At 46.5% G+C, this 15,696-nt stretch carries 12 protein-coding genes; 6 read left to right on the forward strand and 6 right to left on the reverse strand.

Translation table 11 applies throughout. The annotated features are described in order from the left end of the window. Positions 1-189 precede the first annotated feature (189 nt). From guaB to EJ063_RS12665, 4 genes are all read left to right on the forward strand, one after another. Positions 190-1,653 (forward strand): IMP dehydrogenase, encoded by a 1,464-nt coding sequence (gene guaB / locus EJ063_RS12650; RefSeq protein WP_126574644.1) that lies wholly within the window; start codon positions 190-192, stop codon positions 1,651-1,653. Positions 1,654-1,832: 179 nt separating this feature from the next. Further along, positions 1,833-3,386, forward strand: coding sequence for a glutamine-hydrolyzing GMP synthase (guaA, locus tag EJ063_RS12655; protein ID WP_126574645.1), 1,554 nt, complete (start codon positions 1,833-1,835; stop codon positions 3,384-3,386). A gap of 218 nt (positions 3,387-3,604) precedes the next feature. Then, entirely contained in the window at positions 3,605-5,314 is a 1,710-nt protein-coding gene (locus tag EJ063_RS12660; protein WP_126574646.1) for a chitinase, read from the forward strand. A gap of 243 nt (positions 5,315-5,557) precedes the next feature. Beyond that, a complete protein-coding gene (locus tag EJ063_RS12665) occupies positions 5,558-6,151 on the forward strand; it encodes an acetate uptake transporter (protein ID WP_126574647.1) in 594 nt (197 codons plus the stop codon). A 130-nt stretch (positions 6,152-6,281) separates the two neighbouring features. Here the strand turns inward: EJ063_RS12665 and EJ063_RS12670 are convergent, their stop codons facing one another. Both EJ063_RS12670 and EJ063_RS12675 read right to left on the reverse strand, forming a co-directional pair. Continuing rightward, the gene (locus tag EJ063_RS12670; RefSeq protein ID WP_126574648.1) at positions 6,282-7,820 is read right to left on the reverse strand and encodes an alanine/glycine:cation symporter family protein; all 1,539 of its coding nucleotides are present in this window, start codon (positions 7,818-7,820) and stop codon (positions 6,282-6,284) included. 297 nt (positions 7,821-8,117) lie between these two features. Continuing rightward, positions 8,118-9,371, reverse strand: coding sequence for a D-amino acid dehydrogenase (locus EJ063_RS12675; protein WP_126574649.1), 1,254 nt, complete (start codon positions 9,369-9,371; stop codon positions 8,118-8,120). 104 nt (positions 9,372-9,475) lie between these two features. Between EJ063_RS12675 and EJ063_RS12680 the strand changes: the two genes are divergently transcribed. Both EJ063_RS12680 and EJ063_RS12685 read left to right on the forward strand, forming a co-directional pair. Then, positions 9,476-10,360: a LysR substrate-binding domain-containing protein gene (locus EJ063_RS12680; protein ID WP_126574650.1), complete on the forward strand. Its 885-nt coding sequence runs from the start codon at positions 9,476-9,478 to the stop codon at positions 10,358-10,360. A gap of 89 nt (positions 10,361-10,449) precedes the next feature. After that, positions 10,450-11,427, forward strand: a complete 978-nt coding sequence (locus EJ063_RS12685) for an ion channel (protein ID WP_126574651.1) — start codon at positions 10,450-10,452, stop codon at positions 11,425-11,427. 12 nt (positions 11,428-11,439) lie between these two features. On the opposite strand, the gene EJ063_RS12690 is transcribed toward EJ063_RS12685, so the two are convergent. The 4 genes from EJ063_RS12690 to EJ063_RS12705 form a co-directional block, all read right to left on the reverse strand. Beyond that, on the reverse strand, positions 11,440-11,979 hold the full coding sequence (locus EJ063_RS12690) for a hypothetical protein (protein WP_244225187.1): 540 nt from the start codon (positions 11,977-11,979) through the stop codon (positions 11,440-11,442). 159 nt (positions 11,980-12,138) lie between these two features. Beyond that, entirely contained in the window at positions 12,139-12,864 is a 726-nt protein-coding gene (locus tag EJ063_RS12695; RefSeq protein ID WP_126574653.1) for a DUF3581 domain-containing protein, read from the reverse strand. Between the two features lie 74 nt (positions 12,865-12,938). Next, positions 12,939-14,216 (reverse strand): hemolysin family protein, encoded by a 1,278-nt coding sequence (locus tag EJ063_RS12700; RefSeq protein ID WP_126574654.1) that lies wholly within the window; start codon positions 14,214-14,216, stop codon positions 12,939-12,941. Positions 14,217-14,329: 113 nt separating this feature from the next. Beyond that, a complete protein-coding gene (locus EJ063_RS12705) occupies positions 14,330-15,649 on the reverse strand; it encodes an MBL fold metallo-hydrolase (RefSeq protein ID WP_126574655.1) in 1,320 nt (439 codons plus the stop codon). Between the last annotated feature and the right edge of the window lie 47 nt (positions 15,650-15,696).

A 15,696-nucleotide genomic window follows, 5' to 3' on the forward strand; every position in this document is an offset into this window, starting at 1 on the left:
GAGTATGGAAGATAGCGGCAATATAATACATATCAAGGGGGTAAATGCAAATTAAAAACACAAAAATGTGTAGCCAAGCGATTTCCCCGTGCGTATAATCCCTCCGCAATATCTAATCCAAAGCACTTCATTATGCGAAACGATGAAGTCGGATTTTTCTTTCTACTCCTCAATTGTGAGATATTGCAAATGCTAAGAATTGCCAAAGAAGCGCTGACATTCGATGACGTACTACTCGTGCCAGCTCACTCCACTGTTCTCCCAAACACAGCTGATCTTCGCACTCAGTTGACTAAAAACATTTCACTGAACATCCCTATGATTTCTGCGTCGATGGATACCGTGACGGAAGCTCGTCTGGCTATCGCACTCGCGCAAGAAGGTGGCATTGGCTTTATCCACAAGAATATGTCTATCGAGCAACAAGCTGAAATGGTTCGTCAGGTTAAAATTTACGAAGCAGGTGTCGTTTCTCACCCTGTAACTGTAAGCCCTGACGCGACGATTGCTGACGTTGTCGCATTGACTGAGAAGCACGGCTTTGCTGGCTTCCCTGTTGTAACTGAAACAAACGAACTGGTTGGTATCATCACTGGCCGTGATGTTCGCTTTGTCACAGACCTGTCTAAGAAAGTAGACGTAGTAATGACGCCGAAAACGCGTCTAGCTTCAGTTAAAGAAGGTGCAACTCGCGAAGAAGTTCAAGAGAAAATGCACGAAGCTCGCGTTGAGAAAGTATTGGTAGTGAACGATGAGTTCCAACTAACCGGTATGATCACAGCAAAAGATTTCCACAAAGCAGAACGTAAACCAAACGCTTGTAAAGATGAGCGCGGTAGTCTTCGTGTCGGTGCGGCAGTTGGTGCTGGCGCTGGCAACGAAGAACGTGTTGCTGCTCTTGTTGAAGCGGGTGTCGACGTTCTACTTATCGACTCTTCTCACGGTCACTCTGAAGGTGTACTCAACCGTATTCGTGAAACTCGCGCTGCATACCCAGATCTAGAGATCATTGGTGGTAACGTTGCAACGGGTGCAGGTGCTCGTGCACTTATCGAAGCGGGCGTAAGCGCAGTGAAAGTAGGTATCGGCCCTGGTTCTATCTGTACAACTCGTATCGTAACGGGCGTTGGTGTACCTCAAGTAACAGCAATCGCAGACGCAGCAGAAGTTGCAAACGAATACGGCATTCCAGTTATCGCAGATGGCGGTATCCGTTTCTCTGGTGATATCTGTAAAGCGATCGTTGCTGGCGCATCTTGTGTGATGGTTGGTTCAATGTTCGCGGGTACTGAAGAAGCACCGGGTGAAGTGATTCTTTACAACGGTCGTTCTTACAAGTCTTACCGTGGTATGGGTTCTCTTGGCGCGATGTCTCAAGGTTCTTCTGACCGTTACTTCCAATCTGACAACGCGGCAGACAAGCTGGTACCAGAAGGTATTGAAGGTCGTATCGCATACAAAGGTCGCCTAAAAGAGATCGTTCACCAGCAAATGGGTGGTCTTCGCTCAAGCATGGGTCTAACAGGCAGCGCAACAATTGAAGATATGCGTACGAAAGCTGAATTCGTTCGTATTTCTGGCGCTGGCATGAAAGAGTCTCATGTTCATGACGTTCAAATTACTAAGGAAGCGCCAAACTACCGTCTAGGTTAATTTCTTCGGTGAGTGCTGAGTAAATGGTCTTATGTTGAGGCGTTACTGAGCAAAATACCAATCAAGAAATTTGATTACCTTAAATATGACGTAAACGTTTGCTTTTTTCCTTGAAGCATTAAGAAGAGGCGAGTACACTCGCCTCCGTTTTAATCACTTAGCTTATAAGACTGCTCAAAATGACTAAAAATATTCATGACCAACGTATTCTGATCTTGGACTTCGGTTCTCAGTACACTCAGCTAGTAGCACGCCGTATTCGTGAAATCGGTGTTTACTGTGAGCTATGGAGCTGGGATGTAGAAGAAGCGGATATTCGTGAATTCAACCCTGACGGTATCATCCTGTCTGGTGGCCCTGAAAGCGTAACAGAAGAAAACTCTCCACGTGCACCTCAGTACGTGTTCGATTCAGGTGTACCAGTATTTGGTATCTGTTACGGCATGCAAACAATGGCTGAGCAACTTGGCGGTAAAGTAGCAACGTCTACTGAGCGTGAGTTCGGCTACGCTGCTGTTCAAGTGACTGGCGAATCAGCACTTTTCGCTGACCTTGAGTCTACTCAAGATGTTTGGATGAGCCACGGTGACAAAGTGGTTGAGATCCCTGCTGATTTCACCAAGATCGCTGAAACAGACACTTGCCCATACGCAGCAATGGCAAACGAAGAGAAGAAATACTTCGGTGTTCAATTCCACCCAGAAGTAACGCACACTAAGAACGGCATGAAAATGCTAGAAAACTTCGTACTGAACGTGTGTGGTTGTGAAGGTCTATGGACTTCTGCTTCTATCATTGAAGACGCGGTTGCTCGTATTAAAGAGCAAGTAGGTGACGACGAAGTTATCCTTGGTCTTTCTGGTGGTGTGGATTCATCAGTTGTTGCGATGCTTGCACACCGTGCAATTGGCGACAAACTAACATGTGTATTTGTAGATAACGGCCTTCTTCGTCTCAACGAAGCTGAGCAAGTTATGGAGATGTTTGGCAACAAGTTCGGCCTAAACATCATCAAGGTTGATGCTGAAGATCGTTTCCTTAAAGCGCTTGAAGGCGAAGCTGAACCTGAAGCTAAGCGTAAGATCATCGGTCACGTATTCGTAGATATCTTCGATGAAGAGTCTAAGAAACTGTCTAATGCTAAATGGCTAGCTCAGGGTACAATCTACCCAGACGTAATTGAGTCAGCGGCATCTAAGACGGGTAAAGCACACGTCATCAAATCTCACCATAATGTTGGTGGTCTTCCTGATGATATGGAAATGGGCCTTGTTGAGCCTCTACGTGAGCTGTTTAAAGATGAAGTACGTAAGATCGGTCTAGAGCTTGGTCTTCCATACAACATGCTTTACCGCCACCCATTCCCAGGTCCTGGTCTAGGCGTTCGTGTTCTTGGCGAAATCAAGAAAGAGTACTGTGACTTGCTACGTCGCGCAGATGCTATCTTCATTGAAGAACTTCACGCTGCTGACCTTTACCACAAGGTATCTCAAGCATTCACGGTATTCCTACCAGTACGTTCAGTTGGCGTAATGGGCGATGGCCGCAAGTACGATTGGGTTGTCTCTCTACGTGCTGTAGAAACGATCGACTTCATGACTGCTCACTGGGCACATCTACCATACGACTTCCTAGGTAAGGTTTCTAACCGTATTATCAACGAAGTTAACGGCATTTCACGTGTTGTTTACGATATTTCAGGTAAGCCACCTGCAACTATCGAGTGGGAATAATCCTCACTGTTGATTAAGTCTTTAGAGCCAGCTTTCGAGCTGGCTTTTTTCTGCCTGCCGCTATGATCTACCGCACAACTCTGGTTACGAGATTGTTACCTCTTTTGTTGTAAGCCTTTGTTGACTCGCAACTTGACTGAGCAAACACTTATTCATGGTGCTTATTTTTTCGTCATTTCCTAATCTTTTGAGCAGCTTTAAACACAAGGAAATGTACCATGAACAAGGTAAGCTATTTGACGGCAGCACTTTCACTTGCCGTAGTCTCATCCAGTTGGGCGACCATGAATATTCAGCCCGATCCTCAAAATCCGACAGGTTATGTCGTTTCGCGTGCTGATATCCAAGCGGTTGAAAGCCAAAAGACGGCTGATCCAATGTATCAGATTTGGTCGCAAGCTTTGCGCACAGCACCAAACAGCGTTGTTGAAGCGATTGATTCAGGCTTGGCGTCTAACCCAGAAAACGTAAAACGAGTGGAGCGAGTATTCCCTCGTAATGAGTGGGACTTTCTTACAGGAATGGCGGCTCCTGAGTACACCTATACTCGATTCTTACGCGCTATCGGTAAGTTTCCTGCGTTCTGTGCGGAATACACAGACGGTCGTGACTCTGATGCAATTTGTAAACGTTCCATTGTGACGGCTTTTGCTCATTTCGCTCAAGAAACGGGTGGTCATATCGCCATTGATAATACCTCTGATAACCCATTGGCTTTAGAAGAGTGGCAGCAAGCCTTAGTTCACGTGCGTGAAATGGGCTGGTCTGAAGGCCAAGAAGGATACACCACTGGTTGTGGTCAAAACGATTGGCAGAACAAAAAGTGGCCTTGTGCAGCAGGGCAGGGGTATTTCGGGCGAGGCGCTAAACAACTTTCTTACCACTTTAACTATGGTGCCTTTTCTGAAGTGATGTTCGATGGTGATGCTTCGGTTCTACTGAATAACCCAGGGTTAGTTGCAGATTCATGGCTAAACTTGGCTTCGGCAATCTGGTTCTTCTTAACGCCACAAGCACCTAAACCAGCGATGTTGCATGTGATTGACAAAACTTGGACACCGTCACTGCGCGAAATAGATGCCGGTATTGGCTACGGCTTTGGTACCACAATCAATATCATCAACGGTGGTATCGAGTGTGGCGAGCAAAACAAAAACAAAGGCCAGCCAGTTAACCGTATTCGTTACTGGGAAGGTTTATCAGCACATTACCAAATTCCAATCGAAGCGAACGAAAAGAATACCTGTTGGCAGCAAACGCCTTACGGTAGCTTGAATCTAAACGGCGCAACGGATGTGCTTTACACCAACTGGGATGGTAACTGGAAATACTATGCAGATCGTCCTGGTGGTTACTCATTTGAGTGTGAGCTAGTTGGTTTCCAAACGGCTTACTCAGCGTTAGTTCCGGGTGACTACGAAAAGTGTGTCACCAACTCTTATGGTTCACATTCAAGCTGGCCTGAGGTCCGTGTTGTCGAGAAACTCGATCCGGTTGATCCAGGGACAGGTCCGGTAACGGGCACTGACTGGGATTCAAATAAGGTCTACACCGGCGGAGAAGAGGTAACGTATAAAGGCGTGACTTATAAAGCGAAATGGTGGACACAAGGTGATGACCCGACGCTTGGTGGACCATGGGAGCAGATTGCTGGTACGGTGACCGAACCGACTCCTACGCCAGATCCGACACCAACACCAGATCCTGAGCCGACTCCAGAGCCAACACCGACGCCAGACCCAGAGCCGACACCTGAACCAACGCCAGTTCCGGATACGTTCATTCAATGGGAGCCAGGAGTGACGCAAGTGGCCAATGGTGAAAAAGTGACTTATCTCGGTAAGTGCTTTATTGCGAAAAATGGCCCAGGCGTATGGGAAAGCCCAACTCAATCTAACTGGTTCTGGGATGAGATCTCTTGCCAGTAAGTCTTTAACCTAGCGGTATAGCTTCTAGACATAGAGCCTCAGGTTTTTCCTTGAGGCTCTTTTTTTGTTTGTCGCCAGTAAAATGCGCCACAAATTTAACGTGTTACACAAGGTGCCGTTTTAGAAATACGCTATGAAAGGATTTGAGTAATCTTAGATTGCAAATTCAATGTTTATCTTTTTTGTTGAACAGGATTAAACTTCGCGCGTAATTTTTATTAACTTTTTTTAAAGGTGCGCATAATGTCAACAAAACTGGCAAACCCAGCTCCACTAGGCCTGATGGGTTTCGGTATGACAACCATCCTGCTTAACATCCATAACGCAGGTTTCTTCCCTATTGATTCTATGATCCTAGCAATGGGTATTTTCTATGGTGGTCTTAGCCAAGTTCTTGTTGGCATGATGTGCTTCAAGCGTGGTGATACTTTCGGTACAACGGCGTTTACCTCATACGGTCTGTTCTGGCTGACACTGGTTGGTTTGATCGTAATGCCTTACATGGGCTTACCAGCTAGCCCTGCAAGCTTCATGGGTTGGTACTTACTTCTATGGGGCGTGTTCACAGGCTTCATGTTTATTGGTTCACTGTGCTACCCAGTCGCGAAGCAAGTAGTCTTTGGTTCACTAACGATCCTATTCTTCCTACTTGCTGCACGTGACTTCACAGGTAGCGAGCTGATCGGCACAATCGCTGGTTTTGAAGGTATCTTCTGTGGTGCAAGTGCAATTTACTTCGCTATGGCGCAAGTACTGAACAACGAATATGGTCGCACTATTCTGCCTATCGGCGAAAAGAAAGCGGCGGAAGTAGAGCTGCAACAAGTCGCTGCATAAATATAAAAGATTTGATTGCCGTGACGCCTGAATCACGAGCAGTCAAACGTTGGGAACCTAATACGAAAGGGGTTAGCTGATGCTAACCCCTTTTTTTACCACTGCTTTTCTTAATGTATAGCTTTCGCTATTAGGTAGAAGGCTGCTCTACCGGTTTAGACTCCACCTCTGATGAAGGTTCTTTGCCCGTCTTACGGCGGTACTTGTCTTCCCAGTAGTCTGCGCCTTTAATGCCAAGTTTCACTGGGTTAAATGTGTACTCAGTGACACCTTGTCTTTGCTGTTCTTCATAGTCATGCAGCGCTTTTAGTGCTGGCTTAGACATGAAGAAGATAATCAGAATACCGACGATGTTTAGCCATGCCATTAGGCCTACACCTACATCACCCATTGCCCATGCAAGGTTTGCGGTCTTAACTGTACCGTAGAACACAACGGCGATTAATGCGACTTTTAGTAGGAACATTAAGCCGTTAACTTTGAAGGTACGGCGGATATACGCAATATTTGTCTCTGCGATGTAGTAGTACGCAAGAATGGTTGTGAATGCAAAGAAGAACAGTGCAATCGCGATGAACGGTTTACCGATACCTGGTAGTGCACTTTCGATGGCCATCTGAGTAAATACAGGACCGTTTGCGGCAATATCGGCTGCTACGTTCTGAACTAGGAAGCCTTCAGCACCGTGTACGTTGTATGCACCAGTAATGATGATCATAAATGCGGTTGCTGAACAGACGAGTAGCGTATCAATGTAGATAGAGAACGACTGAACCAGACCTTGCTGAGCAGGGTGATCAACACTTGCTGCTGCCGCTGCGTGAGGACCTGTACCTTGGCCTGCTTCGTTAGAGTAAACACCACGTTTAACACCCCAACCAATCGCAGCACCAACGCCCGCCATCGGAGTGAATGCGTCGCCAACGATCATTGCGAATACGCGTGGCACTTCGCCGATGTTAAGTAGGATGATGATGAACGCTGTTACGATGTAAGCAAGCGCCATGAAAGGAACAACAATCTGCGTGAAGTTTGCGATACGTTTAACGCCACCGAAGATGATGAACGCAAGAATCACGGCAATGATAGTACCTGTTAGGATTTTCGCGAAGCTGAACGTCCCAATGGCAGTTTCAATCATCGCACCAGAACCGAATGCCGCTTCTACTGCGTTACCGATACTGTTTGATTGAACGCCCGGTAGTAAGAAACCACAAGCAAAGATAGTCGCGATAGCAAAGATCCATGCATACCACTTCTGACCCATTGCTTTTTCAATGTAGTAAGCAGGGCCACCACGGAACTCGCCGTTATCTTCCTCTTTGTAAATCTGCGCCAGCGTTGATTCTGCGTAAGCCGTTGCTGCGCCAAAGAACGCCACGACCCACATCCAAAATACCGCACCAGGACCACCGAAACCGATCGCCGCTGCAACACCCGCAATGTTACCTGTACCTACACGGCCAGAAAGTGATACCGCGAGAGCTTGGAAAGAGGAGATCCCTTTGTCTGAGCTCTTACCCGATAGAAGCAAGCGCCACATTTCACTGAAATGACGAATTTGAACAAATCGAGTCATGATTGAATAGAACAAACCAGCGCCCAAGCACAGATAGATCAGTATTGGGCTCCAGATGATTCCATTCAAAAAATCAACAATTGACTGCATAGTTAGTTTCCCTGTTTGTTGTTTCTAATGGTTGTTTTATGAGCAGGATATTACCCTTTTTGTAACCGGTTTGTTAATTTATTTATCTTTGGGTCTTTTGTGTCGTGATCTGAAACACAAAATGCTAATAAATTGTTAAATTGTAGGTTTTGGTTATTTAGTAAAGGCTAATTGTCTGCTGATGTGGCTGTTTAGGTTCGCTTGGTAAACGTTTTCAAAGATTATGCGCAAGATGGCTTACCTAGAATTACTTTGCAGATAAGCCATAAATTAGATGAATGTATTGTGGTGTGGTGGCTAGGCTTGGTATCTCGCCATACTCAGTTCTTGTATTGAATGCTGACCTTGAGAAGAGATGCTCTCGGTTAGAATATCAGCCGAACCACATGCCATCGTCCAACCCAATGTTCCGTGGCCAGTATTGGTATAGAGGTTGGAAATCGGTGTTTGACCAATGATTGGCGTTCCATCCGGTGTCATTGGTCGAAATCCTGTCCAGTAATCGGCTTGATCAAAATCGACACCTTTTGGGAACAGCTGCTGGACGACATGGTTTAGGGTCGCTAGTCGCTTGTCAGGTAACTGCGCATCAAATCCGGCGAGCTCTGCCGTGCCGGCGACTCGAATCCGTTTATCAAAGCGAGTGACTGCGACTTTGTAAGTCTCATCCATGATGGTCGAAGTGGGCGCGTCTGCATCATTAAGGACGGGTAGGGTGAGTGAATAGCCTTTCACGGGATAAACGGGAAGGTTAATACCCAGAGGGCTTAGCAGTTGTTTTGAATAACTGCCCATCGCAACAACCACATAATTCGCTTGAATTTCGCCTTGTGAGGTTTTAATCGCGCTCACCTGGTTCTTTTCAACCTGTATACTTTCAATGTTGGTGTTGAATAGAAAAGTCACGCCAGCTTGCTCTGCCATCGCCTGTAATTGCTGGCAGAAGAGATAACAATCCCCAGTTTGATCGTCTGGTAAATAGAGCCCGCCGGTTAAACTGCCTTGCATGTTCGCCAGCCCCGGTTCCTGAATCAGACATTGTTTCGGAGTAAGCAGTTGGCAACGCGTCCCACTCTCCGTGAGCAGAGTTATGTCTTTTTGTACTGCATCTAATTGAGCGTGGGTACGGAAGATTTGCAGTGTCCCTTTACTGCGCCCTTGGTACTCCAAGCGATATTGTTGGTTTAATTTAGCTAAACATTCACGGCTGCGGTTAGCGATAGTTAGCATGCGAGATTTATTGATGCGATACTTGTCTAACTGGCAATTCGCCAACATCTTTCCAGCCCAAGAGACCAATTCAGGTGTCAGGTTTGGGCTGACTTTTAGGGGCGCGTGTTGTTCAAACAGCCACTTCATCGCCTTTAAAGGAATACCCGGCGCTGCCCACGGTGAAGAGTAACCATAAGAGATCTGCCCTGCATTAGCGAAGCTAGTCTCTTCTGCTGCTTTTGATTGTCTATCGATGACGGTGACATCGAATCCGGCTTGGTTTAGATACCAAGCACTGGTTAGCCCTATCACGCCGCTGCCTAAAACCGCTACTTTCACGTTTGCATCTCACACTATGAATTTTTGCCTAGCATGGTTAATTTACATTCGGTTAACAATCAATAAGAATTGATATTAGGTTTTAGATTTTCTAAAGGGTAGGTATGAAGTCAACCATTCTTCATGGGGTGAATCTCGTCTGCATCGTCGCTCGTCATCACAGTTTGACCAGCGCTGCAAAAGAGCTCAATCTTACCGTTGGCGCAGTCAGTCAGCAGTTACAACAGATCGAAGATAAGCTTGGTTTTGCCGTTTTTGAGCGCCATGCTCGTGGAATTCGATTGACTGAAATAGGCGCGAAGTTGGTTGAATCGACCGGCCATCATTTAAGTGCAATTGAAGAGAATGTTTTTCAGCTCACTCATGTCTCTGAACGTAAGCAAATCCGCTTGAAGCTCACCCCATCGTTTGCCTTTAAGTGGTTAGTCCCTAAGCTTGAAAAGTTCCATAAACAGTATCCAGATGTGCAAATCCATACCTTTGCCGAAGGTGCATTGGTCGACAGTGACAAACGAAATTTTGATATCGCGATTGATTACGGACCTTTGCCTTACAAGCACACCTCGGCAGAGCTGCTTATGGAAGAGTCGCTGATAGCGGTAATGAGCCCGGATTATTATCAAGCCCACTTAGTGGATCAAGGCGATGCTAGCTGGGCTAACGTGTCCTTATTGCATGATGTGATGCCCTGGGAAGGTGCGGTGAAAGATCATGAGTGGCGCTTTTGGGCTGAGCACCATGGTCTAACGTTCAACACTAATCAAGGACACTTCTTTAACCGAACGGACATGGCTATGTCTGCTGCGGAAGCGGGCGTTGGTATTGCACTCGCTCGTTCAGCGCTACTCAGCAATGAGTTAGAAAAGGGCAGTTTAGTCGCCCCGTTTCCTCCTATCTCTGCTCATGCGGGTTATTTCATTCTTACCAATACCGACTCACCTTATACGCGACTCTTTAAAAACTGGCTAAGACTAATGATTAATTTGTAAATAGCGATGACGCGTTGATATGCACCCACTACACTTAGTAGTGAACTTGATTGGGTAGACAACAATCAAGAATATAGGGGCAGCGCATTATGGAATCTCACCAGGGCCGATGCAGCTATCAAAACCCTGATGGCTGGTGCTGCGATCAACCGTGTGGCGAGTCAGGACTCTGTTACTGGCACGATCCAAAGATCGATAAAAGTAAAGACGATATAAAAGATCAGGTTGAGCAATGGGCCGCAGCAGGTAAACCTTTAGACGGATTTCAGTTGGCAAAAACAAATTTAGAAGATATCGATTTAGTGAATCGGGGCTGCAAAGAGGGGTATTCATGCCGAGATGCCGATTTTTACCGGGCAAACTTAACTGACGCACATTTTTTTGGCTTAGACTTACGCGGCTCATCGTTGATGAAAACGAAGCTGATTGGGGCGAATTTGCATTGCGCCAAGCTGGAGAATTGCAACCTTCTTGGGGCTTCTCTTTCACGCGCCAAGCTAGAGAACATCAAATGGGGGGGGGACTTAAAACAAGAGCAAGCGGCGAAACAATGCTTTAAGACCAGGCAAACGAAAGAAGCCTTGATGTTTTGCCAAGAAGCAGAAGAGGTGTGCCGTAATATTCGCAAGCAATGTGAGAAACAGGGGCTATTTGAAATGGCCGGGGATTTTTTTAAGCGAGAAATGCGATTTAGGCGCTATCAGATGCCACTGTTCAGTTTTAAGAGGGCGATCTCTAAGCTGGTGGATGTCTTTTGTGGCTATGGCGAAGATCCCATTCGCGTGGTCGGTTTCTCCATCTTCTTGATATTGGTCTGTGCGTTGGCTTACTTCTTTTTGGATACCACGGGCGCTCACCCTATTTATGAGGGAGTGACGGGTTGGAAATTCTACGCACTAGAGTTCTTTAATTCGCTCTACTTCAGCGTCGTGACGTTCACGACCTTAGGGTATGGTGATATCTCACCGGTAGGCGTGGCGAGGTTCATCGCTGCCTGTGAGGCGTTCTTAGGCAGCTTTACTATGGCGCTTTTTGTTGTCGTGTTTGTGAAGAAGATGACTCGTTGACGCCGTTGTTATCTAACAGTGTTCGGCGCAGTCACTGCTTAGCCAATCAGCGAGGATAATTTGGTCATCTTTGTACTGATTGGCAAAGTGTTCGATCAAGGCTGCAAGGTGCTCTCCCGTATCGCACATGGGGTCAGCGACCAGATCTTCTGAAACGACAATCGCACCACCTTTAGGCGTTGCTTGAGTCTCTAACGTAACAGGAATAATGAATTTCGATTGGCTAGCGACATGATGATGCTTCAAAGTTCTTGCTTGTTGATGAAGCGTGTCGAGTGTGTCAGCTTGGTAGTCAGTATTGTTAAAGCCGATGTCGATGGTAAAGATGAGACCTCGGTACAAAATGGTCACAGGAATGCGCAGTTCAGGCGTTTGATTGTTTAAGCCGAGAACAAGATCACCAGCAAGGTGTGGCAGCTGATGGAATTGGTTTTTAAGTAGGTCAATCGCCTGCTTCCAGTGCTTGTGTTCAGAGCCTGGGAAAGTAGATAACAGGGTCGGGGTGTCAGTTTCAACAAAAGAAAGGATGGAATCTGCGTATAGGTAGTTCACTGCGATGGGATATCATGTAAAAACGGAATAACGCAGAGGCTAACTAAGAATAGTCAAAAGCACTAGAGTGAGTGTGGGATATTTTGAATTGAGTAGCGGTATCTGTGAGTCTAGAAAAGAAAAAGGCTACTCAGTGGTCACTGAATAGCCTTGAATCGTTTATGCAGCGTTAGCAAATTCGGCGAGGAACGCTTCTTTTAATGAGTTGAAGCGTTCAACGAGATCATCAATTGCGGCTTGGTCATAGGCTTTTAGGCCACTAGCCACCATACGCTTGATGCCTTTACCGACGATTTCGCCATTCTCTTTGAAGTCAAAATTGAGCGTTACAATGCCGCGTTTCCCTTCAACATCGAATGTTGCACCTGCAAATTCAACTTCTGGGTGGGTCAAATCTAGGTGGTCAAATTCCACTTCCATGCTTTCATAGATAACCAATGGACGTTGGCAGTTGATCATCATCTGCTGCTCTTCCATTAATGGAACCATGATGTGTGGGAAGTTCATACCAGAGAACTGAACATAGCTTGTCACAACGTGCTCAATGAACTCTGGGTTGCTGCTGACTTCGCCTTCACGAGTCATGTGCAAATACTCTTTGCCATTTGCATCAACGAGCGCACTTTCTTTCTCACACTTATTTTCAATCGACAGCGAGACGCCATCGTTCACCATGCCAGAGAAATTGAAGCGCATCTTTTGACTGATGCCTTCTTTGCTCAGTAGAACAGCGAAAAGCAGATCGCCCGGTACACAGAAGCGCTTATTGTCTTCGTTGTGGATTGGGTTAAAGTCACCCGCTACTTTTTTCGCAAAGTGGCTTGCTTGCTGACGAGTGAACTGGAACTGCTGATTATCTTGTGAAAAATACGGTGTAAGAAACATACTTTTATTCATGTGGCCATAACTGCCGCGCAGTATACATGAACCCAAGTGCTTAAATGGTCTATCCAGATAGGCTAGACCAGTTTTGACCAAACTTTGACCTCAATGATACGGCTGGATGTCGCTGCCAGAATCTCAAATAGCCATTCTTCACATTCGATGATTTCACCTTTTTGCGGTACTTTTCCTGCTTTCCAAGTCAAGTAACCATTCAGGGTTTGGAAACCTTCGATGGATTCGCCATCCAACGCACCGAGCGCTAAACGCCTTTTCAGTTCATTGAGTGGAATAAGAGCGTCCATCCTCCAACTGCCATCTTGATGTTGTCTTGCCCACTTGTGCTGAGGCGCTTGACCTAACTCACCCGCAACAGACTCAAGAATATCGTAGTGGGTCACTATGCCTTGAATATCGCCATATTCATCGACAATAAACGCCATCTCACCATTGTTTTGCTGCATTTGATTTAACAACGGTAAGCCTTTCATCGATTCTGGGTAGTATTTTGGTTTTCTTGCTAAGCGAACCACTTTCTCAATCGACAATTCTTCATATTGATCAAGCAACACTTTCGATGAAATTGTGCCAATGATGTTATCCAATCCGCCATGACAGACTGGCCAAACGGAGTGCTGAGTTTGGCGTATTAGTACCAGCAGTTGCTCGATAGGCAATTCCACATCGAGGTAATCAATATCACAGCGCGGGGTCATCAGTGACGTCACCAATCGGTCATTGAGATAGAGAATATTGCGAATCATCTCTTGCTCTTGGGGCTCGATAGCACCGGACTCTGAACCTTCATTGACAACCGCAAAGATGTCTTCTTCGGTGACTTGCTCGTTGTCGTTGCCATGTTGACGAAACAGTTTAAGCAGCGCGTCAGTAGAGCCACTGAGTAGCATCACAAAAGGTGACGTTAGCATCGCGAGCCAGTGAATCGGGTAGGCAACGATGACGGCAATACGTTCTGCATTTCGTTGAGCAAAGCGTTTAGGTACAAGCTCACCGACTACAATCGCAAAGTAGGTGATGATCACGACGACACTCGCGGTCGCGACAATCGAAGCCAGTTCTGGTTCTAAGCCGTTATGGATTAGCCATTGTGCCAATGGGCCGGACAGTGTCGCTTCACCGAAAATACCGCTAAGGATACCAATAGCGGTGATGCCGATTTGGATAGTAGATAAGAAGCGTGTTGGGTTGTTTTTTAGCTCAAGAGCAAGCCTTGCGGAAGATTGGGTTTCTGCGAGCTTTTTAAGACGGCTCGATTTTGCTGCGACAAGCGCAAGTTCTGACATGGCAAAAATGCCGTTTAGGGTGATAAGCCCCACCAGTATGAAAATGTCCATTAATTGGTCCAGTTATAAACACCTCGAAAGCATAGCGCAAAAGATAGTCAGTATGTGCGGATGTTTGGCGAATAATTTTTGCCTTGTCGACAACGTTTAGAAGTTGATATTCATTAGGTGAAAATTTGGCAAGATAGGCTGTGTAGTTGAGTCGCAAACTTTGCTTTTGTCGAGGGCTCACCATGAATCAAATGCACCTCTTTTGGTGTGGGAGCAATCCCCTGAACAAAGCGAAGTAAATCGTCTTTGTCTGCATGGGCAGAGTAACCAGACATGGTATGAATCTGCGCCTTCACTTCGACTTCTTGTTGATCAATCTCTATCGCCATTGCGCCAGACTGAATGGCTCTTCCTAGCGTTCCTTCGGCTTGATAACCCGCTAACAAGACATCGGTGCGCTCATCGGGTAAGAGAGCTTTAAGGTAATCCATGATTCGGCCACCTTGGCACATACCAGATGCGGCAACCACGATCGCCGCTTCCCTTGTGGATTGCAGTCGATTAACCAACCTTTGGTGAGTGCGGTAATCTTCGACCGTAATACACTGCTCAAAGGCCAGCGGGTGGCGATGCATCTTAAGGCGCTGCTTGGCTTCTTGCCCCCAAAGCTGTTTGAAGCGTCGATAAGAACGAGTCACGCGCTGCGCCATCGGCGAGTCCAAAATGATCGGAATTGAAATGTCGATTTGGTGATCATGAATCAGCTGTTCAATATCAAACAGCAGTTCTTGAGTTCGGCCGACGCTAAAGGCGGGGATTAAGATAGTGCCACCATCTTCCAGTGAGCGATCAATGATTGCCTTAAGTCGCTCAGAGCGAGTCGCAATGTCATCATGCGGTTTATCACCATAGGTGGTTTCAATCAGCAGGTAATCCGCTCGCTCAGGCGGTAATGGGTCAGGTAATAAAGGCGTGTTACTCGGGCCTAAATCACCAGAAAACACCACCACCTCTTGATTGGCTAAACGCACTTCGATGTAGGCAGAGCCGAGTATGTGCCCTGCAGGCTGGAAACGGATCGCCATTGAATCTGCTAATACGGGCTCTAGCTCAATCCACTGATTATAGGGCTGCGGCTTAAGCAACTTACGGATCTTATTGAGTACCCGTTGCGACTGTTTGGGCTTTAACCCGAGTTGAAGCTTTAAGCTATCTTCGAGCATTAATGGAATAAGTTCTGCTGTGGCATCACTGCAGTAGATGGGCTGATTAAATCCGGTCGCGAGTAACCAAGGCAGGCGACCAATATGGTCAATATGCGCGTGGGTAATGACTAAGGCGTTGATGTGCGAGGTGTCAAATTCAACCTCAAGCGGGCGAGTATCGGCACCTTGGAATAATCCACAATCGATGAGAATCGCTTGATGTGTATCTCTTAACTCATGGCAAGAGCCGGTGATGGTGTGCTTGCCACCATGATGAATGATTTCCATGTAACCCCCTCGCAAAACTTCGCTACGACAGTGCCGACAAAGCTATT

The sequence above is a fragment of the Vibrio aquaticus genome, from assembly GCF_003970385.1.
GTDB lineage: Bacteria > Pseudomonadota > Gammaproteobacteria > Enterobacterales > Vibrionaceae > Vibrio > Vibrio aquaticus.